This is a genomic window from Rhodomicrobium sp. R_RK_3 (assembly GCF_002198715.1).
In the GTDB taxonomy this organism is placed as follows: domain Bacteria; phylum Pseudomonadota; class Alphaproteobacteria; order Rhizobiales; family Rhodomicrobiaceae; genus R-RK-3.
In genome coordinates this window covers 76,842-103,313 of the sequence record NZ_MWLK01000029.1, presented here as the reverse complement: position 1 = coordinate 103,313, position 26,472 = coordinate 76,842, and the positions used below count along the sequence as shown (strand labels likewise).

25 protein-coding genes and 1 tRNA gene are annotated in these 26,472 nt (G+C 65.8%); 17 read left to right on the top strand and 9 right to left on the bottom strand.

Going from position 1 to position 26,472, the window contains the following annotated elements:
- Positions 1-130: 130 nt before the first annotated feature.
- The 8 genes from BLEFHOIH_RS16330 (at position 131) to BLEFHOIH_RS16295 (ending at position 8,619) form a co-directional block, all read left to right on the top strand.
- Positions 131-1,429: a serine hydrolase domain-containing protein gene (locus tag BLEFHOIH_RS16330; RefSeq protein WP_088347080.1), complete on the top strand. Its 1,299-nt coding sequence runs from the start codon at positions 131-133 to the stop codon at positions 1,427-1,429.
- 401 nt (positions 1,430-1,830) lie between these two features.
- Positions 1,831-3,048 carry a patatin-like phospholipase family protein gene (locus BLEFHOIH_RS16325; protein ID WP_088347100.1) on the top strand — a complete coding sequence of 406 codons (1,218 nt, stop codon included), beginning with the start codon at positions 1,831-1,833 and terminating at the stop codon, positions 3,046-3,048.
- Between the two features lie 171 nt (positions 3,049-3,219).
- Complete coding sequence (locus tag BLEFHOIH_RS16320; protein ID WP_245297045.1) at positions 3,220-3,729, top strand: 2Fe-2S iron-sulfur cluster-binding protein; 510 nt, start codon at positions 3,220-3,222, stop codon at positions 3,727-3,729.
- Positions 3,726-4,715: a xanthine dehydrogenase family protein subunit M gene (locus BLEFHOIH_RS16315; protein ID WP_088347078.1), complete on the top strand. Its 990-nt coding sequence runs from the start codon at positions 3,726-3,728 to the stop codon at positions 4,713-4,715. Before BLEFHOIH_RS16320 ends, BLEFHOIH_RS16315 begins: the two co-directional genes overlap by 4 nt.
- The gene (locus BLEFHOIH_RS16310; RefSeq protein WP_088347077.1) at positions 4,712-6,931 is read left to right on the top strand and encodes a xanthine dehydrogenase family protein molybdopterin-binding subunit; all 2,220 of its coding nucleotides are present in this window, start codon (positions 4,712-4,714) and stop codon (positions 6,929-6,931) included. The genes BLEFHOIH_RS16315 and BLEFHOIH_RS16310 overlap by 4 nt, the downstream gene beginning before the upstream one ends.
- A gap of 273 nt (positions 6,932-7,204) precedes the next feature.
- Entirely contained in the window at positions 7,205-7,639 is a 435-nt protein-coding gene (trxC, locus tag BLEFHOIH_RS16305) for a thioredoxin TrxC (protein WP_125461750.1), read from the top strand.
- Positions 7,640-7,683: 44 nt separating this feature from the next.
- Positions 7,684-7,971 carry a UBP-type zinc finger domain-containing protein gene (locus BLEFHOIH_RS16300; RefSeq protein ID WP_170937199.1) on the top strand — a complete coding sequence of 96 codons (288 nt, stop codon included), beginning with the start codon at positions 7,684-7,686 and terminating at the stop codon, positions 7,969-7,971.
- A 90-nt stretch (positions 7,972-8,061) separates the two neighbouring features.
- On the top strand, positions 8,062-8,619 hold the full coding sequence (locus BLEFHOIH_RS16295) for a DUF2493 domain-containing protein (RefSeq protein ID WP_088347076.1): 558 nt from the start codon (positions 8,062-8,064) through the stop codon (positions 8,617-8,619).
- A 92-nt stretch (positions 8,620-8,711) separates the two neighbouring features.
- On the opposite strand, the gene BLEFHOIH_RS16290 is transcribed toward BLEFHOIH_RS16295, so the two are convergent.
- From BLEFHOIH_RS16290 to BLEFHOIH_RS16280, 3 genes are read right to left on the bottom strand one after another with little or no spacing between them, the layout of a single operon-like run.
- Entirely contained in the window at positions 8,712-11,954 is a 3,243-nt protein-coding gene (locus BLEFHOIH_RS16290) for an efflux RND transporter permease subunit (protein ID WP_088347075.1), read from the bottom strand.
- Positions 11,955-11,983: 29 nt separating this feature from the next.
- Positions 11,984-13,210, bottom strand: a complete 1,227-nt coding sequence (locus BLEFHOIH_RS16285; protein ID WP_088347074.1) for an efflux RND transporter periplasmic adaptor subunit — start codon at positions 13,208-13,210, stop codon at positions 11,984-11,986.
- 20 nt (positions 13,211-13,230) lie between these two features.
- A complete protein-coding gene (locus BLEFHOIH_RS16280; protein ID WP_088347073.1) occupies positions 13,231-14,094 on the bottom strand; it encodes an alpha/beta hydrolase in 864 nt (287 codons plus the stop codon).
- 165 nt (positions 14,095-14,259) lie between these two features.
- Here BLEFHOIH_RS16280 and BLEFHOIH_RS16275 point away from each other — a divergent pair, with 165 nt between their 5' ends.
- Positions 14,260-15,207 carry a LysR family transcriptional regulator gene (locus BLEFHOIH_RS16275; RefSeq protein ID WP_088347097.1) on the top strand — a complete coding sequence of 316 codons (948 nt, stop codon included), beginning with the start codon at positions 14,260-14,262 and terminating at the stop codon, positions 15,205-15,207.
- A gap of 158 nt (positions 15,208-15,365) precedes the next feature.
- The gene (locus tag BLEFHOIH_RS16270) at positions 15,366-15,764 is read left to right on the top strand and encodes a gamma-glutamylcyclotransferase family protein (protein ID WP_088347096.1); all 399 of its coding nucleotides are present in this window, start codon (positions 15,366-15,368) and stop codon (positions 15,762-15,764) included.
- 50 nt (positions 15,765-15,814) lie between these two features.
- Here BLEFHOIH_RS16270 and BLEFHOIH_RS16265 read toward each other — a convergent pair whose 3' ends face one another.
- Both BLEFHOIH_RS16265 and BLEFHOIH_RS16260 read right to left on the bottom strand, forming a co-directional pair.
- Positions 15,815-16,840, bottom strand: coding sequence for an NAD-dependent epimerase/dehydratase family protein (locus BLEFHOIH_RS16265; protein WP_088347072.1), 1,026 nt, complete (start codon positions 16,838-16,840; stop codon positions 15,815-15,817).
- 8 nt (positions 16,841-16,848) lie between these two features.
- Positions 16,849-17,121, bottom strand: coding sequence for a hypothetical protein (locus tag BLEFHOIH_RS16260; protein ID WP_088347071.1), 273 nt, complete (start codon positions 17,119-17,121; stop codon positions 16,849-16,851).
- A 104-nt stretch (positions 17,122-17,225) separates the two neighbouring features.
- Between BLEFHOIH_RS16260 and BLEFHOIH_RS16255 the strand changes: the two genes are divergently transcribed.
- Positions 17,226-17,864, top strand: a complete 639-nt coding sequence (locus BLEFHOIH_RS16255) for a TetR/AcrR family transcriptional regulator (protein WP_245297042.1) — start codon at positions 17,226-17,228, stop codon at positions 17,862-17,864.
- A 112-nt stretch (positions 17,865-17,976) separates the two neighbouring features.
- Positions 17,977-18,615, top strand: coding sequence for a LysE family transporter (locus BLEFHOIH_RS16250; RefSeq protein WP_088347070.1), 639 nt, complete (start codon positions 17,977-17,979; stop codon positions 18,613-18,615).
- A 76-nt stretch (positions 18,616-18,691) separates the two neighbouring features.
- Here the strand turns inward: BLEFHOIH_RS16250 and BLEFHOIH_RS16245 are convergent, their stop codons facing one another.
- On the bottom strand, positions 18,692-19,027 hold the full coding sequence (locus tag BLEFHOIH_RS16245; protein ID WP_088347069.1) for a hypothetical protein: 336 nt from the start codon (positions 19,025-19,027) through the stop codon (positions 18,692-18,694).
- A gap of 292 nt (positions 19,028-19,319) precedes the next feature.
- Between BLEFHOIH_RS16245 and BLEFHOIH_RS16240 the strand changes: the two genes are divergently transcribed.
- On the top strand, positions 19,320-20,168 hold the full coding sequence (locus BLEFHOIH_RS16240; protein WP_088347068.1) for a galactosyltransferase Lgt5: 849 nt from the start codon (positions 19,320-19,322) through the stop codon (positions 20,166-20,168).
- Positions 20,169-20,197: 29 nt separating this feature from the next.
- Here the strand turns inward: BLEFHOIH_RS16240 and BLEFHOIH_RS26740 are convergent.
- From BLEFHOIH_RS26740 to BLEFHOIH_RS26735, 3 genes are all read right to left on the bottom strand, one after another.
- Positions 20,198-20,314: transfer RNA gene (locus BLEFHOIH_RS26740), tRNA-OTHER, on the bottom strand.
- A complete protein-coding gene (locus tag BLEFHOIH_RS16235) occupies positions 20,273-21,406 on the bottom strand; it encodes a site-specific integrase (protein ID WP_088347067.1) in 1,134 nt (377 codons plus the stop codon). The genes BLEFHOIH_RS26740 and BLEFHOIH_RS16235 overlap by 42 nt, the downstream gene beginning before the upstream one ends.
- 277 nt (positions 21,407-21,683) lie before the next feature.
- On the bottom strand, positions 21,684-21,845 hold the full coding sequence (locus BLEFHOIH_RS26735; RefSeq protein WP_170937197.1) for a hypothetical protein: 162 nt from the start codon (positions 21,843-21,845) through the stop codon (positions 21,684-21,686).
- 59 nt (positions 21,846-21,904) lie between these two features.
- Here BLEFHOIH_RS26735 and BLEFHOIH_RS16230 point away from each other — a divergent pair, with 59 nt between their 5' ends.
- The 4 genes from BLEFHOIH_RS16230 to BLEFHOIH_RS16215 all read left to right on the top strand — a co-directional run bounded on the left by BLEFHOIH_RS16230 (position 21,905) and on the right by BLEFHOIH_RS16215 (position 26,470).
- On the top strand, positions 21,905-22,951 hold the full coding sequence (locus BLEFHOIH_RS16230) for an LPD7 domain-containing protein (protein ID WP_088347066.1): 1,047 nt from the start codon (positions 21,905-21,907) through the stop codon (positions 22,949-22,951).
- Between the two features lie 500 nt (positions 22,952-23,451).
- The gene (locus BLEFHOIH_RS16225; protein ID WP_088347065.1) at positions 23,452-24,270 is read left to right on the top strand and encodes a sulfurtransferase/chromate resistance protein; all 819 of its coding nucleotides are present in this window, start codon (positions 23,452-23,454) and stop codon (positions 24,268-24,270) included.
- A gap of 10 nt (positions 24,271-24,280) precedes the next feature.
- Entirely contained in the window at positions 24,281-25,687 is a 1,407-nt protein-coding gene (chrA, locus tag BLEFHOIH_RS16220) for a chromate efflux transporter (RefSeq protein WP_088347094.1), read from the top strand.
- Between the two features lie 69 nt (positions 25,688-25,756).
- Positions 25,757-26,470, top strand: coding sequence for an ABC transporter permease (locus tag BLEFHOIH_RS16215; RefSeq protein ID WP_088347064.1), 714 nt, complete (start codon positions 25,757-25,759; stop codon positions 26,468-26,470).
- The last annotated feature ends 2 nt before the right edge of the window (positions 26,471-26,472 follow it).

The following is a 26,472-nucleotide window of genomic DNA, read 5'->3' as shown; positions in this document are numbered from 1 at the left end:
CCAGCGGCGACGCTCCCGCCAGCGGTGCTTTGCGCCTCTCGGCCATGGCGGAGCGAACCTGTCGGCCCGGGGCGGACGATGCTATGATGAGCGGCAATAGCAACAATATTCAAATCTAGGGAGATCAGTCATGCGTTTGCGGTCACCTGCCGTGTTCGCGTTTTTCGTGCTTCTTGCCCTAAGCTTCAGTCCAGCCTCGGCCCGCGACGTCACGCTCAGCAAGGGCACGGCCGAAGATGTCGGCATGTCCTCGCAGCGGCTGGAGAAAATCACCCAGGCCTTCTCCAGGGAGATCGCCGAAAAGCGGCTGCCCGGCGCGGTCATCCTGATCGCGAGGGACGGCAAGATCGTCTATGAGAACAGCTTCGGCACGCTGGCGCCGAACGGCAATACGCCGATGCCGAAAGACGCCATCTTCCGCATCTATTCGATGACCAAGCCGCTGATGTCCGTCGGCCTGATGCTGCTGGTCGAGGACGGTCTCGTCGAGCTGACCGACCCGGTGTCGAAATTCCTGCCCGCCTTCAAGGATGTGCAGGTCTCCACGCCCGAGGGCGATGTCGCGCCGGTGCGGCCGATGACCATCCAGGATCTGCTCCGGCATACGGCCGGTCTGGCCTATGGCGAGTTGACCAAGAACCAGAAGGTGAAGGACGCCTTCATCGCCGCCGGGCTCGCCAAGGCCAATGTCGAATATGACGCGCGCGACCTGACCGGGCCGGAAGAGGTGGAGCGGCTCGCCAAAATCCCGCTGGTCAATCAGCCCGGATCGCTCTGGGAATACAGCCTCGCCGTCGATGTCCAGGGCCGCGTCATCGAGGCGGTGACCGGCAAGCGCGCCGGCGCGTTCCTGGCCGAGCGCATCTTCCAGCCGCTCAAAATGCACGACACCGGATTCTCCGTGCCGCAGGCCAATCTCGCCCGCGTCGCGGCCCCTTTCGAGACCGATCCCGCCAGCGGCAAATCCTTCCCCGTCATCGACATCTCCAAGGAGCCGGGCAATGATTCCGGGGGCGCGGGCGGCGTTTCGACGGCCATCGATTATCTGCGCTTCTGCCAGATGCTGCTGAATGGCGGAACGCTCGACGGCGCCCGCATCCTGAGCCCCTCGACCATCAAGCTGATGACCTCGGATCATCTGGCGACCCTCGTCAGCAATCCGCAGGCGCCGGGCGAGCTGCTGCTCGGCTCGAAGGGCTATACGTTCGGGCTCGGTTTCGCGGTTCGTCTGGCGGACGGCATCGCCGGCGTCCCTGGCTCCGCCGGCGAATTCATGTGGGCGGGTTATGCGGGCACCTATTTCTGGGTCGATCCCCGCGAAGGCATCACCGCCGTCTACATGACCCAGGCGCCGAGCCCGTCCCGCTCCTACTACCGCAAGCTGCTGAAGCAACTGGTCTATCAGTCGATCACCGAGCTGCGGAACTAGGCTGGCTGTATTTCGATAGACAGGGATGAGATCCGCAGCCGCCGGACTCCCTCTCCCTTGGGAGAGGGGTGGGGTGAGGGGTTCGTGAATCAGCCGTTGAGTCCGCAACCCCTCACCCGGCGTGCTGACGCACGCCACCCTCTCCCCTCGGAGAGGGTTGGGCTGCGGCGAGGGGCGGCGCGGTGTTCCAACCAATCCCGCTCTTGAACGACGCGGGCGCTCCTAAGTGGCCGCGCCGGGAGGTATCCCGGCGGCGAGCGCAACAATTCGTGATGACGCCCCGCCATGTCCTTGTGGCTTTGGCGGGTCGCCGAGGATGGGGCCGGTTCAGCCCGCGCGGATCGCCGGCCGCAACCGGAAAATGCTTGCACCACGGCATCGGCGCTCGCATTTTGAAGCGCATGGCAGACAAGGCGGAATCGGGTTCGGCGCGGCGCGCTTCGAGGGCGGGATTGATCCTGCCGGGCGGCGGCGCGCGGGGCGCCTATCAGGCCGGCGCGCTGAAGGCCATCGCCGAGATCGTCGGCGGCAAGCGCAATCCGTTCCCGGTGATCGCCGGCGCCTCGGTCGGCGCGATCAACGCCGCCGCGCTCGCCAGCCACGCCAATGATTTCCGCCAGGGCGTGATCCGCCTCGCCGAATTCTGGCAGGGCTTGCGCGTCAGCGACATCTACCGCACCGACCTCGCCTCGGTCGCCTTGCGCGGCCTGCATTGGGTCGCCGCCATCACGCCGCTCGCCGGACTCGGCATCAAGCCGCCGCGCGCGCTGCTCGACAACGAACCGCTGCGCGAGCTTTTGCAGCGGAACATCGATTTCCACGGCATCGAGCGCGCCATCGCCACCGGCGCGCTGCGGGCGCTCGCCATCACCGCATCCTCCTACAGCCAGGCCCGAGCGGTGACCTTTTTCGAAGGCCATGAATCGCTCGCCGGATGGACGCGCGCGCGCCAAATCGGGGTGCCGACGACAATCGGCGTCGATCACCTCGTCGGTTCCTCGGCGCTGCCTTTCGTCTTCCCCGCCCAGCGCATCGGCAACGAATTCTACGGCGACGGCTCGCTCCGCCTGACCGCGCCGCTCAGCCCGGCGGTGCATGCCGGCGCCGACCGCATCCTCGTCATCGGCGTGCGCGACGAGCCGCCGCGCGAGCCCCCGGCGCGGGACGGCGCCTATCCCAGCCTCGGCCTCATCAGCGGCTACATGCTCGACGTCATCTTCATGGACAGCCTCGACAGCGACATCGAGCGCTCGCAGCGCATCAACCGCACCATCGCCGCCGTCCCGCCCGACCGGCAGGCCACGCTCGGCTTGCGGCCCATTTCGGTGCTGACGCTGAAGCCGTCGAAGGACATCCGCGACATCGCCCGCGTCCATGCGGCAGAAATGCCCTGGACAATCCGCATCCTGCTGCGTCAGCTTGGTGTGTGGGGGCGGGACTGGCTGCTGCCGAGCTATCTGCTGTTCGGGCCTGGCTACAATCGCGCCCTGATCGAACTCGGCTATCGCGACGCGCTGGCGCGGCGCGAGGAAATCGCCGCGTTCCTGGGCGCGCGCGAGCCGCCCCGCGAATTACCGGTCGCGGCCGCCCGCCAGCGCGGCATGGGCCGGCGCCACTGACATCCCGCCGCGGGCCTCCCGGCTCCGGACTTCAAACAGCGAATGTTGCGCATGACGCCTGCGAACCCTACGTCTTGCAAAACCTCTCGCTCAAGCAAAGGTGACATCATGAGCTCGAAGGCACCCGACACCGGCGGCGGGGCGGCAGCGGCCCGGCGGCACGAGCCGCGCATGGCGGCGGTCGATCTCACCATCAATGGCGAGGCATATAGCGTAAACGCCGACGTGCGCACCTCGCTCCTGGACCTGTTTCGCGAGCACCTGCATTTGACCGGATCGAAAAAGGGCTGCGACCACGGCCAGTGCGGGGCCTGCACGGTGCTGGTCAACGGCCGTCGCATCAATAGCTGCCTGACGCTCGCCGTCATGCATCAGGGCGACGACATCGTCACCATCGAGGGGCTCGGCACGCCGGACGATCTGCATCCGCTGCAATCGGCCTTCCTGCGCCATGACGCCTTCCAATGCGGCTACTGCACGCCCGGCCAGATCTGCTCGGCGGTCGGGATGCTGGCAGAGGTAAAGCAGGGGCGGCACAGCCATGTCAGCGAGACGCTGGGCGGCGATGTCGTGCTCAGTGACGCCGAGATTTCCGAGCGCATGAGTGGCAATATCTGCCGCTGCTCGGGCTATCCCAATATCGTCGACGCCCTCCGCGAAGTCGCCGGAGACCGCTCATGAGAAGCTTCGATTACGCGCGCGCCGACACGGCGCAGGCGGCCGTCGCGCAAGGCCACGGCCGGGCGACGAAGTTCATCGCCGGCGGCACCAATCTGCTCGACCTGATGAAGCTGGAAATCGAGACGCCGGAAAAGCTCGTCGATATCAGCCGCCTCGATCTGAAGGGCATCGAGGACACGGACGCAGGCGGGCTGTCGATCGGCGCGCTGGTGCTGAACAGCGATCTGGCCGAAGACCACCGAGTCCGCGCGCATTATCCCGTGCTGGCGCGGGCGCTGCTGGCGGGCGCTTCGGCGCAGCTCCGCAACAAGGCGACGACCGGCGGCAATCTGCTCCAGCGCACGCGCTGCAATTATTTCTACGACACGGTCGCCCCGTGCAACAAGCGCCAGCCCGGCGCGGGCTGCTCGGCGCTCGGCGGCTTCACCCGCAACCACGCCATCCTCGGCACCAGCGACCATTGCATCGCGACGCACCCGTCCGACATGGCCGTCGCCATGCGGGCGCTCGACGCGACCATCGTCACGCTGAAGGCCGATGGAGAGGCGCGCCGCATCGCCATCGCCGATTTCTACCGGCTGCCCGGCCGCTTCCCGCATCTGGAAACGGTGCTGGAGCCGGGCGAGCTGATCACCCATGTCGAGCTGCCGCCGCCGCCCAAGGGCCTGCAACTCTACCGCAAGGTCCGCGACCGCGCCTCCTACGCCTTCGCGCTGGTCTCGGTGGCAGGCGTGATATCCATCGAGAACGGCAAGATCGCCTCCGCCGCGCTGGCCTTCGGCGGGGTTGCTCCCCTGCCCTGGCGCGATGCGCGCGCCGAGGCGGCGCTGATCGGCGAGGCGCCATCGACGGCGGCGTTCGAAGCGGCGGCTGACGCGCTGCTCGCGGACGCCAAGGGCTTTGGCGCCAATGATTTCAAAATTCCGCTCACCCGCCGCACGCTGATCGCGTGCCTGCGCGAGCTGACCGCCGGAGAAAGCGCATGAGCGAAGTCGACAACCGCCTCGTCATGGACCAGCCGGTCGAACGCAATCTGCTCGACCGCGGCAAGCAGGGCGTGGTGGGCAAGGGGCTCGACCGCGTCGACGGACCGCTCAAGGTCACCGGACGGGCGCGTTACAGCTATGAAGAGCCGGTCGAGAATGTCGCTTACGGCATCGTGCTGACCTCGGAAATCGGCCATGGCCGCATCGCCGGGATCGATGCCGAGACGGCCCGCGCCGCGCCCGGCGTGATCGCGGTGATCGTCGATCACCCGCTGTTGCCTTCGGACGGCGCCAGCGGGACGGCACTGCCGCGCACCCTGCCGCAGATCGAGAATTATGGTCAGGCCATCGGCATCCTCGTCGCCGAGACCTTGGAAGCGGCGCGGTCGGCCGCCCATCTCGTGCGCGTCGAATACAGGCCCGAGCCCGGCCGTTTCGACATGATGGCGCACATCGACGAGCTCGAGCACGAGCCGCCGACCCGCCTCGTCCCCGACCAGCACAAGGGCGACCTCGACGCGGCGCTCGCCGAATCCGCTATCGTCTTCGATGCCACCTACACGACCCCGTTCCATCTGCCCGTCGCGCTGGAGCCGCACGCCGCCATTGCGATCTGGACAGGCGACAAGGTCGAGATCCATTCTAGCCTGCAATTGCTGAAAGGCTCGCTCGCGGCAATTTCCGCCTCGCTGCAATTGGACCCGGCCAATGTCCGCATTCTCTCGCCCTATATTGGCGGCGGTTTCGGCGGCAAGACGGGCGTCGGCCCCGAGACGGTCCTCGCCGCCATCGCGGCGCGCGAAATCGGCAGGCCGGTCAAAGTCGCGGTGACGCGCCGCCAGACTGCCCATCTCGTGCATCACCGCTGCGACACGCGCCAACGCATCCGAATCGGCTGCACCGCGGACGGCAATATCCTGGCCATCGGCCATGAGAGCATTGTCACGCAGAAGAAAGACCGAATTTTCATCGAGCCTGTCTCGATCGGTTCCTTCGGCCTCTATGCGGGCGATGCGCGCCGTTTCACCCAAAGCGTGGTGCGCCTCGATCTGCCGCAGGCAAGCGCGGTGCGCGCGCCGGGCGAAGCGGTCGGCATGCTGACGCTGGAGACGGCGATGGACGAGCTGGCCGAACAGCTCGGCCTCGATCCGATTGAATTCCGCAAGCGCAACGAGCCGGCGCAGAACCCGCTGCGCGGCGTGCCCTTCTCCACCCGCCGCCTGATCGAATGCTATGACGAGGGCGCGCGGCGCTTCGGCTGGGACCAGCGCAATCCGGTGCCCGGCGAGACGCGCGACGGCGAATGGCTGGTTGGCATGGGCATGGCCGCCGCCGTGCGCAACAATCTCCTGGTCGAATCCCAGGCGCGGGTGCGGCTGACGCCCGAAGGCCGCGCCATCGTCGAGACCGACATGACCGATATCGGCACCGGCACCTATACGATCCTGGCGCAAATCGCGGGCGAAATGCTCGGCCTGCCGCTCGACCGCGTCGAGATCCGGCTGGGCGACACCGATTTCCCGCACGCCGCCGGCTCGGGCGGCTCGTTCGGCGCGGCGGCCAGCGGTTCGTCCGTGGCGCTCGCCTGCGAGGAGATCATCGGCCGCCTCGCCGCCTTGATGGATGCGACGCCCGAGCAGTTGACGCTGCAGGACGGCATCGCCACGGCGCGCAACCGGCGCAAACCTCTCGCCGAGCTTCTGGACGGCAAGGCCATGGAAGCGCTCGGCACCATCCAGCAGGGCAAGAACGGACAGGCTTTCAGCCAGGCCTCATACGGGGCCCAATTCGCCGAGGTCGCGGTGAACGGCGTCACCGGCGAGACGCGGGTGCGCCGCCTGCTCGGCGTCTTCGATTGTGGCCGCATCCTCAATGCCAAGACCGCGCGCAGCCAGGCCGTCGGCGGCATGATCTGGGGCCTCAGCTATGCGCTGCATGAGGAAGCCGTGGTCGACACGCGCAGCGGCGCCTTCGTCACCCGCGACCTCGCCGAATATCACGTCGCGGCCAATGCCGACGTGCCGCAGATCGAGGCTTATTTCCTCGACGCGACCGACCCTTACGCCAATCCGCTGGGCGTCAAGGGCATCGGCGAGCTGACCGTCGGCGGCACCGGCGCGGCCATCGCCAACGCCATCTACAACGCCTGCGGCGTCCGCGCGCGCGAATTCCCGCTGACCTTGGACCGGCTGCTGCAGGGCCTGCCGCCGGTCTGAGGCAACCCGCTCGTCGTCCCGGACACCGCGCAGCGGTGAGCCGGGACCCAATCATATCTCGGCAAATGCTGCGGCAAGCGGAGAGGCGAGTGGGCCCCGGCTCTGACGGCCGGGGCGACGCATTTTAATTGCATAGGTTTGCAGAGGTCACCGGTGTCGGAGCGGGCCACGCTCCGAGGGAACCCAAAACCATGCGGGGCGTTTAAGCGCCGGAAGGAACATCCTTTGTCCGACACCTCCAGCACGACCGAAAACCAGGCCGCATCAGGCTCCCTGGTCATCGCCTGCCCGACCGACGGCGTATTGAACCGCGTGCCGGTCGCGAAGCTGGGGGAGGATCCCAAATGCGGGACCTGCCACAATCCGCTGTTCCAGCGGAAGGCTTTAGTCCTCACCTCGGCCAATTTCGAGAAGCACGCGGTCAAAAGCGACTTGCCCGTCGTCATCGTCTTCTGGGCGGCGTGGTGCGGGCCGTGCCGGGCGATGTCGCCCGCTTTCGAGGCCGCGGCGCCGCTGCTGGAGCCGCGCGTCAGGCTGGCCAAGCTCGATGTGGAAGCCGAGCAAGCCATCGCCGGCCGCTATGGCATCCGCAGCATTCCGAGTATGATCATGATTCACCATGGCCGCGAGATCGCTCGCACCGCCGGCGCGATGCCGACCCCCGCCATCGTGCAATGGGTGGAGAAGGCCCTGGCGACGGTCAGCTAAGCCGGGGTCGACGGAGGTTTACCGTGACGATCACCTGTTCCCACATGGCCGACATCCAGGACGTGGTGCCGAGCGCCCTGGGCTGCGAGGAATGCCTGCGCATCGGCTCGCCCTGGGTGCATTTGCGGCTCTGCCGGACCTGCGGCCATGTCGGCTGCTGCGACAGCTCGCCGAACCGGCACGCGACCAAGCATTTTCACGCCACCCACCACCCGATCGTCGAAGGCTGGGACCCGCCCGAAGGCTGGGGCTGGTGCTATTTCGACCAGATCGCCTTCGACCTGCGCGACCGCATGACCCCGCATCCCGGCCCCATCCCGCGCTTCGTCTGAGGCGCGCCGGTGTGTTGACATCGGCCCCGCGCTTGATTGTGATGGCCGTCCAGGCGGGCTATCACGGTCCACCAGACGGGAGGCCGCCTCATGATAAGCGCCGATGCCGAGCCGGTTTTTCGTGTCGCCGTCACCGGCCACCGTCCGAACCGCCTGCCGCAAGCGGCGTGTCCGCGCCTGCGTACGCAGCTCGGCGCGGTGATGGCGGCGTTCGAAGCCGAGCATCCGGGCCGGAGTTTCACGCTGCTGTCCGGTCTCGCGGAAGGGGCCGACCGGCTCGCGGCGGAGGCGGCGCTTTCGCGCGGCTGGCGCCTCGTGGCAATGCTCCCGTTTTCCCGCGCGCGCTATCTGGAGGATTTCCCGGACGCCGCCGCCCAGGCCCAGTTCGCCGCCCTGCTCGCCCGGGCCACGGCCCGGCATGAAGCGCCGGACGCCGACACCTATGCCGAGACGCCGCGCGCCTATGCCGAGCTCGGCAGCCGCCTGATCGCCGATGCCGACGCCTTGATCGCGATCTGGGACGGCGAGCCCGCCCAGGGGCGCGGCGGCACGGTCGAGGTCATTGCCGCCGCCCGCGCCAAGCCGATCCCGGTGATCTGGATTCACGCCGCCAAGGATGTCGCGCCCGAGCGGCTGGCTCCGGCATAGGGCGCTCCCGGCCCCTGCCAGACAAAAAAAGCGCCCGATCCTCTCGGATCAGGCGCTTTTTCGCATCCGGACTTGGGCTTTGGCCCGGCTGCTTAATGTTCCGCCGGCCCCCTGTCATGGTCGCCGCGCATGGCTGGGGCGGCGAAGGCGGCGGCAGGACGTGCCCCGTGCTCGGCGGTCGCCGCGCCGCCATGCTGGGTCAGCGGACGGTTACCGGCGAGCAGGCGCAGCAGCACGTAGAACACCGGCGTGAAGAAGATGCCGAAGGCGGTCACGCCCAGCATGCCCCAGAGCACCGCGATTCCCATGGCCTGCCGCATCTCGGCACCCGCGCCTGTCGACAAGGCCAGCGGCAGCACGCCCATGATGAAGGCGAGCGAGGTCATCAGGATCGGCCGCAGCCGGAGGCGGCTCGCCTCGATCGCCGCCTGCACCGGTGTTCGCCCGGTAAATTCGAGCTCGCGCGCGAACTCCACGATCAGGATGGCGTTCTTGGCCGACAGCCCCACCAACACGATGAGGCCGATCTGGGTGAAGACGTTGTTGTCGCCTCCCGTCACCCAGACGCCGAACATGGCGGCGAGCAGGCCCATCGGCACGATCATGATGATCGAGAGCGGCAGCGTCAGGCTCTCATACTGGGCGGCCAGCACCAGGAAGACGAGCAGGATGGCGATCGGATAGACCCAGACGCCGGAATTGCCCGCCAAAATTTCCTGATAGGTGAGGTCGGTCCAGTCCAGTTCGAAGCCCGGCGTCAGCGTCTCCGAGGCGATGCGCGTCGCCGCCGCCTGCGCTTGCCCCGAGGAGAAGCCGGGCGCGGCGCCCGCATTGACGTCGGACGACAGGAAGCCGTTATAGCGCATGGCGCGTTCCGGCCCCGCCGCCGGCTTGACGTTCAGCACCGCCGAGAGCGGGATCATCTCGCCGGTATTGGAGCGCACCTTGAGCTGGCCGATATCCTCCGCCCGCGCCCGGAACTTCGAATCGGCCTGCACGCGCACCGAATAGGTGCGGCCGAACTTATTGAAGTCGTTCACATAGAGCGAGCCGAGATAGATCTGCAGCGCGTCGAAGATCTCCGTCAGCGGCACCCCGAGCTGGCGCGCCCTGGTGCGGTCGACATCGGCGAAGAGCTGCGGCACGTTCACCTGGAAGGAGGAGAACAGGCCGGTGATCTCCGGCGCCGTCGCGGCCTTGGCGAGGAACGCCTTGGTGACCTCGTTCAGCGCCTCATAGCCCTGGCCGGCCCGGTCCTCGATATTGAACTTGAAGCCGCCGATCTGGCCGAGGCCCTGCACGGGCGGCGGCGGGAACATGGCGATGAAGGCATCCTGGATGGCGGCATATTTCTGGTTGAGCTGCATGGCGATGGCACCGCCGCTCAGCTCCGGCGTCTTGCGCTCCTCGAACGGGGCCAGCACCGCGAAGACGATGCCGGAATTGGAGGAATTGGTGAAGCCGTTGATCGACAGGCCCGGGAAGGCGACCGCATGGGTGACGCCCGGCTGCTTCAGCGCGATATCGCCCATGCGCCGGATCACCTCTTCCGTCCGGTCGAGCGTGGCGCCGTCGGGAAGCTGGGCGAAGCCGACGAGATATTGCTTGTCCTGCCCCGGCACGAAGCCCGGAGGCACGGTGCGGAACAAAACGACCGTCGAGGCCAGCATCAGCGCGTAGACCGCCATCACCATCACCCGGTGCGAGATGATGCGCCGGACGCCGCCGCTATAGCGTTCCGAGCCATGCCTGAAGACGGCGTTGAAGCCGCGGAACAGCCAGCCGAAGATGCTGTTGATGATCCGGGTCAGCCGGTCCGGCTCCGCGCCGTGGGGCTTCAGCAAGAGCGCCGACAAGGCCGGGGAGAGGGTCAGCGAGTTGATGGCCGAGATCACCGTCGAGATGGCGATGGTCAGCGCGAACTGCTTGTAGAACTGGCCGCTGAGGCCGCTGATGAAGGCGAGCGGCACGAACACCGCGATCAGCACCAGGGCGATGGCGATGATCGGCCCCGACACCTCGCTCATGGCGCGGTAGGACGCCTCGCGGGGCGACAGCCCTTCCTCGATATTGCGCTCGACATTCTCCACCACCACGATCGCGTCGTCGACGACGATGCCGATGGCCAGCACAAGGCCGAACAGCGTCAGCGCGTTGATGGAGAAGCCCAGAATATGCATCACCGCGAAGGTGCCGATGATCGATACCGGCACCGCGAGCAGCGGGATGATCGAGGCGCGCCAGGTCTGCAGGAACAGGATGACGACGAGAACCACCAGCAGGATCGCCTCGAGCAGCGTGTGGATCACCGCATCGATCGAGGCGCGCACGAATTGCGTGGTGTCGTAGACGATGTCGTAATCGACGCCTTCGGGCATGTTGGCCTTGAGCTCGCTCATCGCCTTGCGCACATTGTCGGCGATCTCGAGCGCGTTCGAGCCGGGCGCCTGGAAGACGCCGAAGCCGACGGCCTGTTTGTTGTCGAGCAGCGAGCGCAGCGAATAGTCGGAGGCGCCGAGCTCGATCCGCGCGACGTCGCGCAGGCGGGTCACCCGGCCGTCACCGCCGGATTTGACGATGATGTCGCCGAATTCCTCTTCGTTCTCGAGCCGCCCTTGCGCGTTGACCGAGAGCTGAAGATTGACGTCGGCCGAGGTCGGCGAGCCGCCGACGACGCCCGCCGCCGCCTGCACGTTCTGCGCCCGGATCTGCGCCACCACGTCGGCCGCCGACAGGCCATGCTCGGCGACCTTTTGCGGATCGAGCCAGACGCGCATGGAATAGTCGCCGGCGCCGAAGATCTGCACGTCGCCGACCCCCGGCACGCGGGCGAGGCGGTCCTTGACGTTCAAGACGCCGTAATTGCGCAGATAGGTGATGTCATAGCGGTCATTGGGCGAGACCAGATGCACCACCATGATGAAGTTTGGCGAGCTTTTCACCGTGGTGATGCCGAGCGCGCGCACCGCTTCGGGCAGGCGCGGTTCGGCCTGCCCGACGCGGTTCTGCACGAGCTGCGTCGCCTTGTCGGGATCGGTGCCGAGCGCGAAGGTGACGGTGAGCGTCATCAGGCCGTCGGTGGTGGCCTGGCTGCTCATATAGATCATGCCCTCGACGCCGTTGATCTGCTCCTCGATGGGCGTGGCGACGGTCGCCGCGATCACCTTCGGATTGGCGCCGGGATAGTTGGCCCGCACCAGCACCTGGGGCGGGGCAACTTCAGGATATTCCGAGATCGGCATGACGCGGAGGGCAAGCAAGCCTGCCACAAAGATGAGCACCGACAAAACGCCAGCAAAGATCGGGCGGTCGATGAAAAATTTCGACAAATTCATTGCGTTTCCCTCGACGTCATGCGGCAGCGCTAGCGCTGCGCCACCGACGATGCTGCCTTGTTTTCAGCCGATGCCTGGGCCAGCGGACTGCCGTCCATCGAGACCATTTGCGGCTCGACCACCGCGCCGGGCCGGATGCGCTGCAAGCCGTTGACGACGATGCGCTCGCCCGCCTGGAGGCCGTCCGTGACGACGCGCAAGCCGTTCGAAACCGGGCCGAGCGTCACCTTGCGGTAGGCGGTCTTGTTGGCTTGATCGACGACGAGGACGTATTTCTTGTCCTGGTCGGTGCCGACCGCGCGTTCATTGACCAGCAGCGCCGGCTTGGCCTTGGCCTCGCCCATGCTGATCCGCACGAACTGACCCGGAATGAGGCGGCCGTCCTGATTGTCGAACACCGCCCGCATCCGCACCGTGCCGCTCGCCGCGTCGACGTGATTGTCGATGAGCTGAAGCTTGCCCTGCAATTCGGCGCCCTCGTCGGTGGCGAGCCGGACCGGGATCGCCTCGACCTGCATCTGGGCGACCGCCGTGCTCGGCAATTCCTTCAGCGCACGCGTGACGATGCCTTCGTCGGCGTTGAAGCTGGCATAGACCGGGTTGACCGACATCAGCGTCACCAGGAGCGGCGTGCCGGGTCCGGCGGCGATCAGATTGCCGACCGTGATTTCCAGCTTGCCGACCCGGCCGGCGACCGGCGCGCGGACCTGGGTGTAGTCCAGATTGAGCTGGGCGGCCTGAAGCGCGGCGCGGGCCGAGAGCAGATTGGCGTCGGCCTCGCGAGCCGCGTTCAACCGCTGATCGGTGTCGCGCTGCGACAGAGCCGGCGAATTGGCGAGCTGGCGGGCGCGCTCCAGATCGGTCTTGGTCAGCGCGACGCGCGCTTCGGCCGCCGTCACCTGCGCCTTCAGCCGGTCGACTTCCGCCTGGAAGGGAGCGGGATCGATGGTGATGAGCAGGTCATTGGCCTTCACCAGCGCACCCTCACGGAAATGCACCTGCTGGATGGCGCCGGCGACGCGCGAGCGGATCTCCACCCGCTCGATGGCTTCGAGACGGCCGGAAAATTCGTTCCAGATCATGGCGTCACGCTGCTCGACCCTCGCCACGGAGACCGGGGCGGCGGGCGGTGCCGCGGCTTCCGCCGCCGAGGCGGACGGCGCGGGCGATGCGAAAACGAGGGCCAGTCCCAGCGCGGTGGCGGCAATGGGAAGGCGTCCCCCCCGAAGGGAGTTTTGAATTCTTTGCAATGTCATTTGGATGACTCCTCGGCCGGTCAGGCCCTAATTGGATGGGTTGCGGGTGGAGGACACAAAAACGATGCCGTTCCGGCAAGAAATTGAGCGAAAGCCTCCCGCAATTTCGTCGTCCAGCCCTCTACGGGGCCGTCTGAATAGTCTGGGTCCACAAGGGCGCACGGCCAGCCGGTCGGCGCCGGAAGCACCTGATGCCGCACCGAAACGCCCGAAGCGCGAAGCCGCTCCGCATAGGCGACGGACTCATCGCGCATGGGATCGTCCTCCGCCGTCACGATCAGCGCCGGGGCGAGACCGCCAAGGCGCGACGAACCGAGCGGCGCCGCATAGGGGTGGCAGGCCTGATCGGCCGTGCCGAGATACTGATGCCAGCCGTCCGCCCATTGGCAGCCGACCGGACCGGCTTCGGCCTCGCGGATCGAACGGGTGGCAAGGCTCGGATCGACCATCGGCGACAGAAGGATCTGGCCCGCCAGGACAGGGGTGCGCTGGTCGCGGGCGATCAGCGCGAGGGCGGCGGCGAGATTGCCGCCGGCTTCCTCGCCGGCCACGAAGAGCGGCGATTTCTTGCCCGCCCATTTGCCGCGCTTCTGCGCCAGCATGTTGAGCGCCTTGGTCAGAATTTGCAGCGTCTTGGGAAAGGCGGTCCCAGGCGCCAGCGGATAGTCCGCCGAGACGACGACCGCGCCGGCCTCGGCGAGCAGCGTCGAGACGGTGTGCCCGGCATCGAGCGAGCCATAGACGAAGGAGCCGCCATGCAGATGCAGCACCAGCGGCGTGTCGAACCGCACCGGCGCAGCCGCGTAGATGCGCACGGCAAGCGGCGTATCGAGTTGCAGCGTGTCTTCGGTGACCGTCATCGTCAGCGTCCGAACGTGGGACATAGCGTCCCCGCAAAGATTCAGTTGCAGCTCTTTGCTGCGTTGCAATAAGGTAGTCTGTACAGCGGGGGAAATAAATAGCCGCTTTGCGGCTACATTGTTTCTGAGAGTAAACAATGGCTCAGTCGGTTCATGAAGGCTGAGCGCTTCGTCACGGGAATATCGGTTATGGATCAGCTCACCGCAATGCGCGCTTTTGCCCGGGTGGTGGAAATCGGCACTTTCACCCGCGCCGCCGAGCTTATCGACATGCCCAAGGCGACCCTCACCAAGCTCATCCAAAGTTTGGAAGCGCATCTGCACACCCAGCTCCTGCACCGCACGACGCGCCGCGTCAGCGTCACCGCCGACGGTGCCGCCTATTACGAACGCGCCATCCGCCTGATCGCCGACCTGGACGAGCTCGACCGGTCGATGATGCGCTCGCAGGCCTCGCCGTCCGGGCGCCTGCGCGTCGATGTCAGCGCCGGAACCGCGCGCCTCGTCATCGTCCCGGCGCTGTGCGGCTTCCACAAGCGCTATCCCGACATCCGCATCGATCTCGGCGTCACCGACCGGCAGGTCGACCTCATCCGCGAAAATGTCGATTGCGTCATCCGCGCCGGCGAGCTGAGCGACCAGTCGCTGATCGCCCGCCGCATCGCCGAGCTGGATTTCGTCACCTGCGCCTCGCCCGCCTATATCGAGCGCCAGGGCGAGCCTGCCCACCCGCGCGAGCTCGATGAAGGCCATTATGTGGTCGGCTATTTCAGCACCCGCACCGGCCGCTCCATGCCGCTGAACTTCAACCGGGGCAGCGAACGGCTCGACGTCGCCGGCCGCTCGGTGGTCGCGGTGAATGACGGCAATGCCTATGTGGCGGCGGGGCTTGCCGGGCTCGGCGTGCTGCAAACGCCGCGTTTCATGGTGAAGCAGGAACTGGCCGCCGGCACGCTGCGCCCGGTGCTGACGGGCTGGACCACCGAGGCGCTGCCGCTCTATGTGGTCTATCCGCCCAACACCCATCTCAGCAACCGCCTCCGCGTCTTCGTCGACTGGGTCGCCGACGTCTTCGCGACGGAAGCGCTGCTCGACCGGCGCTCGGCGCGGGCCGGTGATTTGGCAAACAGCCCGTGAAATCGGCCGGTTGAATCCGGCGGCCTGACTTAAGCCGCCCTTGCGCCGCGGTAACGCCGAGCCTCGCCGGCGGTCCCGCCACCGGCTAAACCTTTGTATGATCGCCGGGCCAATTTTTGCTGCGATAGTTGCGCATGAGCGACCGAAATGGAGCATTCATGCACGTCTTCGTCTACGGCACGCTGCGCGCCGGGGAGGTCAATGACATCAGCGCGGCGGCGGTCAAATATCGCATGGCGGCGCCGACACTGATCGGGACGGCCAAGGTCATGGGCCGGCTCTACGATTTCGGCGCGTATCCGGGCCTCGTGCTCGACAGTGAGGGCGTTCCCGTCATCGGCGAGGTCTACGAGATCGACGACATGCTCATTGCCGTGCTCGACCAGATCGAGCGGGACTATCCCGGTGATGATGCGCTCTTCGGCAGCCGCGACGTGCCGGTGGAGGTCGGCGGCGTCGATGTGACATGCCGGATTTATCCGGTTTCCTCCCGCGCCGTGGCCGGCATGGCGGAGATCGCGTCCGGCGACTGGGTTGCGCATCGCCGCAAAGGGTGAGCTGCCCGCGCTTCCGCCCCGCCGCCCTGCTTCAGACCTTCGGTCTCAGCTCAAACCTTGTTTGGCCCCACGTCGTCAATCAGGCTTCGCGCGCAATCGGTGATCGTCGCGGTCGCTGGTCGCGGAAGAAAGCCCAGCATGCGCCGGGCCTTCTCCGAGCTGATAGCGATCCGGCGTCCGAGGTCCGGCGTAAACATCCGCAATTGTGGGATGAACAGCGATGCGAGCCTGACGGCGAAATCCGGCAGGCGGCGGGTCGGCACCTTGCTCGCGCGCCCGCCCAGATCTGCCCGCAGCGCCCGGGCGATGTCTTCCATCCACATGAAGTCGCCGACCGCCAGGAAGCGCTCGCCGGCAGCCTCGGGCGATGTCATGGCGCGGATATGCAGCTCGGCCAGGTCTCGCACATCCACCACCCAAAATCCGATGCGGGGAAGGCCGGCCGCGCGCCCGGTGAGCAGCCGCTCGACGATCTGGACCGAGCCCAGATTGTCCCTGGTCAGCACCGGGCCGAAGACCGCCCCCGGCAGGATCGCCGTCAGCGCGGTCCGGCCGTCCGTGCCGCCGATGAAATCCCAGGCGGCGCGTTCGGCGAGGATCTTCGACTGACGGTAGGCGTCGAGCTTGGGAGCGGCGGGATCGGCCCAGACGGTTTCGTCGCTGACGCGCCCCGAGCCGCGCGGCGGGCGCGCGGCGGCGGCGGCCGACGTCATGACGACGCGCTTGACGCCGGCCCGCGTCGCGGCCCTCAGCACCCGCAGCGTGCCGCCGCGCGCGGGGGTGATGAGGGTGCCGGCGTCGCGAGGCGCGTCGCGGCCGAGGGGCGAGGCGACGTGCAGCACGTAATCGCAGCCCGCCATGGCGGCATCCCAGCCCTCATCCGACGTCAGGTCGGCGGCAAGGACGCCGAGACGATCGCCGGGAGCGCCGGCCCGGGCAACGGCATCGCGCACCGCCTGCGCCTGCGATAGGCTCCGCACTGTCGTGCGCACCTGGTAGCCGCGCCGCAAAAGCCCGGCGATGCACCACCCGGCGACGAACCCCGTCCCGCCGGTCACAAGGACAGTCTGGCCCATGAAAGCTCCTATCGCCGATCGTGCGCGGGCGAAGGCCGGCGCGGCCTTCCAACAGGCTGGCGCCGGGTGATGCGGTAGACCGCGGCCGGCGGGATGTCGCGGTCGAACGCCCCGTTTCCCGCGCCCAATTTCAGGATCGGCGCCTTCGACGGGGAAATCTCGTTCGTCATCAGACCGGCGAGCTGGTCGCCCGAGGGCGCGACCGCCGCGACCCGGAGCGGGTCGGACACCCGGGACCGGAAAAAGCCGACAGAGTCGGAATAGGCGAATTCGGCTGTCACAGAGCGCTCCTATCGTTCGCGGAAACGGTGTGGGGCCTTTTGCGTCGGTCATTGCCCCCTTATGTCTGCAACTGTATACTTTATCATGGGCCACAAGTCTACATGTGTATGATAAGAAGGACGCCATCGCCATGCAGACCAATCCGCCACCCCGCCGCCGTAACGCCGCCGCCACCCGCGAGGCCATTCTCGCCTCGGCGCGGCGCGCCTTCGCGCAGGCCGGATATGACGGCGCCGGGGTGAGGGAAATCGCGGCCGGGGCGGGCGTGACGGCGATGCTGGTCAATCGCTATTTCGGCTCGAAGGAACAATTATTCGCGGAGGTCCTTGCCGCCACCGCCGCCTCGCCGACGATCCTCACTAGGGAGAATCTCAAATCGCCCAGGCTCGGCGAGACCATCGCGGCGATGCTCGTCGACATCACCAAGACGGCGGACACGCCGCTGGAGGGCTTTCTCATCATGATGAATTCGGCCTCCAGCAAGCGCGCCGCGGAGATCGGCCGGGAGCAGATCGAAGAGGGGCATCAGAAGCTGCTGTCCAGCGCGCTGAGCGGCGAACTGGCTCCCCAGCGCGCCGCGCTGGTGCTCTCCCTCGTCGCCGGTTTCCAGGTGATGCGCCAGATGATCGGTCTCTCCGCCCTCGCCGAGGCGGATCCGGCCGATCTGGTCAAAATCCTCGCGCCGCTGTTCCAGCAGCTCGTCGACGGCGAGCCGGGCAGCCCCGTGTCAAGCCCGGATTGATTACAGCCGTCACCGGATTTCCCGCCGCCGAAATACGAATGACACGCGCGGCCGGAAGGATCCGGCGCGGGCCGCGCCTCGGCGCGGTCGCTTCTTGCGTCATGGGGGACGAATGAGTCTGATCGCCCAACTTGCAGCCATTGCCGGCACGCTCCTGATCGGCGCGATGATTCCCGGACCGAGCTTCGTGGTTGTTGCCCGCAACGCCGTCGGCATCTCGCGCTATGCGGGTTTCGTTTCCGCGCTCGGGATCGGCATCGGCGGCGTGCTCTATAGCTGCGTGGCCCTGATGGGCCTGTACACGATATTCGCAGCCGCCTCCTGGCTGTACGTGGTGCTGAAATGCGCGGGCGGCGCTTATCTCGTCTATGTCGCGATCATGATCTGGCGGCATGCGCCCGAACCCTTGTCGGTCGCCGCCGCGGACGGCCGGGCGAGCCGGACGATCATCGAGGCGCTGGGGGCCGGGTTCATCACCCATGTCAGCAATCCCAAGGTCATCATCTTCTATGGCGGCATATTCTCCGCCCTGCTGCCGAGCCAGCCGCCCGTCTGGTGCTATCTGGTGATCCCGGTTCTGGTGTTTTTCGTCGAAGCCGGATGGTTCGCCGTCGTCGCGCTGGGATTTTCGAGCACGCTGCCGCGCGAATTCTACCTGCGCTCGAAAACCGCCATCGACCGGGTCGCGGCGGCGGCGATCGGCGCGCTGGGCCTGCGGCTGGTGCTGAAAAGCGCCGACACCGGGCTCTAGTTCTTACATTAGAGCGGGATGACGAGCGGTAAACCGGTACCCACTTTCCCTCATCCCGCTCTGACGGCCCGACGCCTCAGCGCAGGTAATAGGCGAGCCAGTACAGCAGAAGCCCGCCGGCGATGAACAGCAGCCCGGCCAGCCCGAGCACCGGCGCGATGAAATGCCCGGCGACATTGGTGCCGAGCTGGCGGGCCTTGCCGAAATGCGTCGGCGCCGAGGCGATTTCGCCGAACCGCTGCTCGATGTCGGTCGGCGTCGCGGCGGTGCGCTTGCCGCGCAGGAGCTGCCACGCGGAGCAGAGCAGGATTTCCTTGAAGTCGTAGCGGGAGGCGATTTCGCGGCACCCATAGCCGATCGCAATCAGCACCGTGCCGCAAATCAGATAAATCGCGGTCGCCCCGAATTCCATCGCCGTCCCCCTGAAAGATGCCGGACCTTACATCATTCCGCGAGCCGCCGGAAAGTGGCCGGGCTTCGGTCCTGCATTCGGTCGCCATGCTGTGACCTCCGGCGCTAATGCCGGTTGGGCGCCCTGCGGCAAACACGCCGCGTTGCGCGGAGACCAGAACCAATCGCTGCCGGCGGGGTTTTAGGTGAGGGGGTCAGGCGCCGCTCTCCGACAGCCTTGAGCTTCCGGCGGTCTCATATTAGTTCCCCCGGTAAGCCCATGCACGACCGAAGGAAAGATTGGGGGATACCGCATGCCGACGAAAAAGCAGCACCTCAGCACGCTCTGGGTTGGGGGCCCGCTCAGTCGCATCGAGCGGCTTTGCCTCGCCTCGATGGTGGATTGCGGCCACCCGGTCGCGCTCTATACCTATGGCGGCGTGCCGGATGCCCCCGCCGGTGTCGATCTCCGGGATGCCCGCGAGGTCATGCCCGAAAGCAAGATGATCCGCGAGAAGCGCACCGGCAGCCTCGCGCTGGGGTCCAATCTGTTCCGCTACCGCCTGTTGCAGAAGGGCTGGGGCACCTGCTGGGCGGATTGCGACATGCTGTTCATCAAGCCGCTGCCGGTCGCCGACTACGTGTTCGGCTGGGAGCGGCCCGACAGCATCAACAGCGCCGTGCTGAAGCTGCCCCCGGATTCGCCCGTCCTGGAAAACATCCTCGCGCTCGCGGACAGCACGCCGGTGATCCTGCCCTGGTGGAAAAGACGCCGCCGCCGGCGCGAGCGCCTGAAGGCCTGGCTTGGCTTCGGTCGCCCCCTGGAGCAAATGCCATGGGGAACGATCGGCCCGCGCGCGGTGACGCATTTCCTGAAAGCGCAATGGATCCACACCCTGGCCTCCCCCATCCCGGTCTTCTACCCGAACCCGGCGACGCTTGGCCTCGACGTTTTCGACCCGGCCGCCAATATCGAATCGCGGCTCACCGACCAGACCATCGCCGTGCATCTGTGGAATACGGAGATCCGGGCGGCAAAGGACGAGCCGGTGCGCGCCGGTTGCTTCATCGACCGGCACTGCAAGCGGCTCGGCCTGAACGCCGAGGGCGAGCAGGCGGCGCAGCCGTTGAAGTCCCGCGCGGGACACGCTGGGGCTTCGTGATGGTCAGGGCTGCCGAACAGACACAAGATTGGTCGGGCGGCAAGATTCGAACTTGCGACCCTCTGGTCCCAAATAAGGGTTGCGGCCCCTAAATATCTTGATTTTCAACGCTTTTTAACCCGGTTCGTTCCCCCTTCGATCACCTGAAACGGCTCGTTTCTTGGGCGTTTCTTGGGCGGGAGGGCTGAGGCGGCTGCGCCCTGGAAATCCGAGTGCTGGTGGCCGTAGACGCGCTCCAGCGTTTCGGGCGACATGCCCAGGTAGCCAGCGGCCTCAAAGATCGAAACACCAGCCTGCATCAACCATGTCGCGGCTGAGTGCCGGAGTGTGTGCTGCACGACCTCGTCATCATCCAATCCGGCGCGCTTGCGGACCGCGGCCCATGAGCGTCGCAGCTTTTCAACCGGCTTGCCATTGTAGGTGATGACATGGGTCAAGCCGCGCGCCGCATCGGCTTCTCGCCATCGGTACAAATGTGGCAGCAGGCGTGAATGGATTTTGGCCGGCGTCTGCCGCTTCTTCGTTGCTTTCTTGGCGAGCCCCTTGCGGTAGAGCCGCCCCGCTTCAAGATCGAACCAGCCCCCCTCTGTCGAGGGCATCCAGCGGAGCTGAAGGACCGCTGTGGAGCGGGTGCCGGTGTAGAAGCCGATCAGCACGAAACGTGCGACATGCCGGAACCGGGGTTCTCGCCATGCCGCCCAAAGCAGCCGGGCGATCTCGCCGCGGTCCAGCCAGCGCTCGCGCGGCGGAGACTTGTCTGGGAGCGTGACGACCGGCATGGCGTCGAGAGTATGTTCGGCGTGATAGAAGCCCAGCGCGGCGCGCAGATTGACGAGGTCATGGCGCGCGGTCGACTCGGCGACCTCTGACCATTTTTGCCGCCAGCCGACATAGTCGCGGCACGTCTGGCCCTTGATCTCGGAGATCGTCTTGCCGGCCCAAAAGCCGATCAGCGGGGCGAGGCTGACACGGATGGCATCGGGGCGCGCAGTCTTGGGCATGCGCTCCTTGGCGTAATAGGTCAGCACCTCGGTGACGAGAAGGTCGCGGACCTGACTTGTGACAGGCGGGGTGTATTTGCCAGCGATGTGGCGCTCTAACGCCTTTTCTGCGCCTGCAAGATCACCTGCAACGCGGCCTGTGCCGACCTCTCGCGCTCCATCAAGGATGACCCATTGTGACTCGCGGCCTGCGCGTTCCCGGAGATAGAGACGGGGGGGCTTTCGCTTACGCGGCATGTGCAACGCTCCAGCATGGCCTCGATGGCCTCGGCGGTTACGAAGTCCTTATTGGCAATTCTGATTAGCTGCAAGCGCCCCGATTTGGCCTCCGTCCGCAATGAGCGAACCGTGATGCCCCCATCAGGGAAGTAACGGCGAACAGCCTCGGCCAGGCGGAACAGCCTCTTCGGAGCGGATTGTCCTGCGTAGCGCTGCATCTCGGACGCGGCGGCAACATCACTCATGGCGTCTTACGCTCCTCGCCAATGCTTGCCTTGATGATCAGGTCGTTCCCCTACCGCTCCCCCAGATAGTGGTTGAAGAGCGAGCAGGCCGGCGGCTCAGTCAGCAGCAGATCGAGGATGCCCTGCGACTTCAGACCGTCGCCGACCGTCGTGTGCTTGATGCCGGAAACATGGCAGTAAATCACCGCTTGCTTTTGCCCCTTGTCGATCATGCGCGCACCTTCCCGGTCCCGTCAGGTGGCGTCTGCAACGGGCCTCATGGTGGCTAGCGTTGCATAGCGGGAAGGACGTTGACCGGCTGTGGACTGAATACCAGCGGCGTCGCGCGGACGCATCTGCTGCGAGAGAGCGCGCGATCGCGGACATCGAGGAGCGACACCAAGCCAAACAGAAGGCCGCCAATCATAGTTACAGGGTCTGCCGGGACGACACGGTAGGCACCCACGCCTTAACTGGGGCCGGAAAGCGTTCGGAGCTAGCGAAGCTCGAACTCGCGCTCCAGATCAAACTGAATAGCTGGAGGGACGAAGCACATGCGGCGTGCGAGAATGCGAACCGCACGCATGAGCTGCCGAACTGGATCAAATTTTTGAGGGAAAAAGCGGCTCACGGAGACCGAGAGGCATTGTCGATTCTGCGCGAGCGCGAGGGGCGTTTTAGCAAGGCAGTGAAGGCAGTTGCCTATCATGATCCGGCCGCTGAAGCGCGGATGGCCATTGTCGAAGAATTCCAGCCGAGCATCGGCGCCAACGGGGATGTGATCTATAGCCTGCTGGATGGTGGCAAGGTTGCAAATCGAGGTGGTTCGATTGACGCTGACCGACAATCTCCATTCGCCGTCTTGCTCCAGCTCGCCCTCTATAAGGCTACCTATCCGGGCCATCCGATGCGCGTGTCTGGTGCAGAAGCCTTGAATGAGGCTATGGTCCAGATGGCCGTTGCGTATGGTGTCAATATTCACTTTGCTGATCCGCGACACGAAGTCCTCCGCAAGGACCTGCGGGCTATCCGTGACCGAGGTGGGGTAAATGTGGCGATCCTCGGCTTCATTGCCGAGCGGAACGCTACCTTTAATCCAAAAGACGAAGGGCGGGTGTTTAAATTCTTTGACGGCTACAATCTGGGAGAGGCTGTTTTCCGCGGGGTGGTGACCCTTAGGAACGGTTCGCGGGCGGCACTGCTCCAGTATGAATTCCACACAGCGCTGAAGGTCGTTGCCGACGAAGCAGAAATTGCTGCTATCCGCGCGGCTGCCGCTGTGTTTGTCGATCGCTCCGCCGCACCAGAACAGCGTAAGCGGCGTTGGGGATGGTGGTAAAGCCGAGGAATGCGCCGCCGAAGGTCGCCTCCACCTGGAGCATTCCGTGGTCGCGGGCGACCGGCCAGTCCAGGCGGTATTCCGTTATCGTTTCCTGGCGAGATCGCAAGGCTTAAGGCGCAGCCGGGCAATCTGGGACAGGAAATTGCAACACTTGTGTCCGCCAATTCGTCCCACCCTAATCCCTTTTGTTCAAAGGATATTCGAGATCGCGGAACGGACGGGACGGTAGGGACGCTTTCCTCTGACGCCTTGCTAAAGTCGCCGGCCAGAGTTGCGCGGAATCGCCCTGAACCGTTGTGGTCAAGTGCCTCGCGCAGCACGCCTCCAACGCACGCTTTGGAAGCGAGCAAACTTCGCCGCGCAGCAAAAATGCATACGAGATTGCAGCCATCCCAGCTTCCGGATACTATTCCGGCTAGGGGTTTATCCGCGATTACCCCGTGAGGCGGCAGCCCAAAGATCGCGTCCAATCTCCCGGCCAAAAGGGATGGACGCTCATGCCGTCGAACAACCAGATATCCACGTCTCAACTTTCTCGCCTTATCGGTCAACCGAACGCGCCTGTCATCATTGACGTTCGCGTCGCGGAAGATTTTGATAATGACCCTCGGTTGCTGCCGGCTGCGCAGCGCCGCGATTTCCAGAATGTGGGAGCATGGGCCAGCGCGCTCTCCGGCCAGCATGCCGTTATTGTCTGCCAAAAAGGATTGAAACTGAGCGAGGGTGTGGCTGCTTGGCTGCGCCACGCAGGCGTTCCGGCGGAGACACTCGAAGGCGGTTTCGAAGCGTGGAAGGCGGCAGGCGGACTCCTCGCGAAAACCGACAAACTTCCTCACAAGGACGAGGCGGGGCGAACGGTTTGGGTCACGCGCGCCCGTCCAAAGGTGGACCGCATCGCCTGTCCCTGGCTGATCCGTCGCTTCATCGACCCGCACGCCGTCTTCCTATTCGTTGCCGCAAGTGAGGTGTTCGCGGTGGCTGAGCGCTTCGGCGCAACGGCCTTCGACATTGAAGGTGCTTTCTGGAGTCATCGCGGCGAACGCTGCACCTTCGACGTGATGATCGAGGAGTTTGGCCTGGCATCGGAACCGCTCGATCGCCTGGCGACAATCGTACGGGCCGCAGACACGGCGCGGCTCGATCTCGCACCGCAAGCTGCCGGTTTCCTTGCGGCATCGCTCGGCCTCTCGCGGATGTTCCGTGACGACCTCCAGCAGCTCGAAGCCGGGATGCTGCTCTACGATGCCTTCTACCGGTGGTGCCGTGACGCGGTAGAGGAGACGCATAATTGGCCCTCTCCGCAGAAGCAGGCGTGAGGCGGCAATGATGTCAACGATCGCAACGACCGCGGAGGCGCCCGCTGCTGCAACGCCGTCAGCGCCGCGCTTCGCCGAGGCGACGAAGGTGTGGGCCAGGATCGGGCTTCTCAGTTTCGGCGGCCCGGCGGGCCAGATCGCGCTGATGCATAAGGAACTGGTCGAAGAGCGGCGCTGGATCGGCGAGCAGCGTTTCCTCCATGCCCTGAACTATTGCATGCTGCTGCCGGGGCCGGAGGCGCAACAGCTTGCGATCTACATCGGCTGGCTGATGCATCGCACGGCGGGCGGTCTTGTCGCTGGCATATTGTTCGTCCTGCCGGGCGCTTTGGTCATGCTGGCACTCAGCATCCTATACGCGCTTTATCACGACTTGCCGCTGCTCGCCGCGGTCTTCCTTGGGGTGAAGGCAGCGGTCCTCGCGGTGGTCGTCGAGGCGCTCTTGCGGATCGGACGGCGTGCCCTGAAGAATGCTGCGATGGTGGCGACTGCCATTGCGGCATTCGCCGGCATTTACCTTTTGCATCTGCCGTTTCCGCTGATCATCCTGCTCGCCGGTCTTGCCGGCTGGATCGGCAGCCGCCGAGCGCCTGGGCTTTTCACGACGGGAGGGCATGGCACCAATAAGCCGGCCCCAGAGGCGAAGGGCGTGATCGATCTCATGTTCGAGCGCGGCGCCCTTGCCCATTCCGACCCGTCCTGGCGACGCGCCGTCCGGGTCCTTGCCGTGTGGTTGCCGATCTGGCTCGGCCCCGTCCTGCTGGTTTGGCTGCTGACCGGCTCGTCGAGCGTGTGGACTCAGATGGGCGCCTTTTTCAGCACGATGGCGGTCGTCACGTTCGGCGGTGCCTATGCCGTGCTCGCCTATGTCGCCCAAGCCGCCGTCGAGGGCTTTGGCTGGCTTGCTCCCGGCGAGATGGTCGACGGCCTGGGGCTGGCGGAGACAACGCCGGGGCCCCTAATCCTTGTCCTGCAGTTCGTCGGCTTTCTGGCGGGCTATCGCGCTCCATGGGGCCTCGATCCGCTGCTCGCCGGATGTCTTGGTGCGCTGCTGACGGTCTGGGTGACCTTCGCACCGTGCTTTCTCTGGATCTTCCTGGGCGCGCCCTATGTTGAAGCGCTCCGCAGCAATAAGGCGATCTCGGCAGCGCTCGCCGCCATCACGGCCGCCGTCGTGGGCGTCATCATGAACTTGACCTTGTGGTTCGCGCTGCATGTGCTGTTTCGTGAGATGCGAGGGCTCGATCTGTTCGGGATCACGCTCGACCTGCCGGTTTTTGCCTCGCTCGACTGGCGCACGGCGCTTCTCGCCGCCGGAGCGATGATCGCAATGTTGCGCTTCAAGACGGGTATGCTGCCGACGCTGGCGGTCTGCGCAATTGTCGGCATTGCCATTGCGCAGCTGGGAGCAGGATGAGATGCGGCGGAGCAAAGCAGTCGGGCCGACCGCCTCAATTAAGACACCGCCAATTCCATAATCCGCATCATGTTTCTTTCCGAAATGCAGCGCTGGCTTTACGGCGGAGCCATTGGCGGCCTGAAAACCGTCGCCGCCGGGGCCGATCCGGAAAAGCTCGCCCTTGCGATGGGATTCGCCGCTTTGTTCGGGCTGATCCATGCGCTGATGCCCGGCCACGGCAAGAGCGTGATCGTATCCTACTATCTCGGCCGTCCGGGGCGGATGCTTGGCGGCGTCGCGACAAGCGCTCTCCTGGTGCTGACCCATGTCGGCATGGCCGTCGTCTTCGTGCTCGCGGGCTACATTGTGATCGAGCGCAGCTTTGCCGCCGCGGGGCGGGCGCCTGCATTCAACGCCGCCAGTTCGGTGCTGATCGTCGCCATCGGCCTGTGGGTGCTCTATCGCGCGCTGCGGGGCCACGATCACGCGCATGCGCACGACAGCCGTGCCGTTGCGATCGCGGCCGGGTTCGTGCCCTGTCCGCTCACGACCTTCATCATGGTGTACGCGGTAGGGAATGGGATTGTGCTGGCCGGCTTGATCGTCACGGCCGCGATGGCCGCCGGAATGATTGCAACGGTCGCGGCCTTTGCCCTCGCCGCGATTCTGCTCCGCGAACGGTTCTTTGCACTTCTCGTGCACAGCGCTGCGTGGCGTCAGCGCTTGGGACGGATCGCCGAAGCCTTAAGCGGCGCGGCCATCGTTGGGTCGGGCGTCTGGCTGATGATATCGAGGGGATGAAA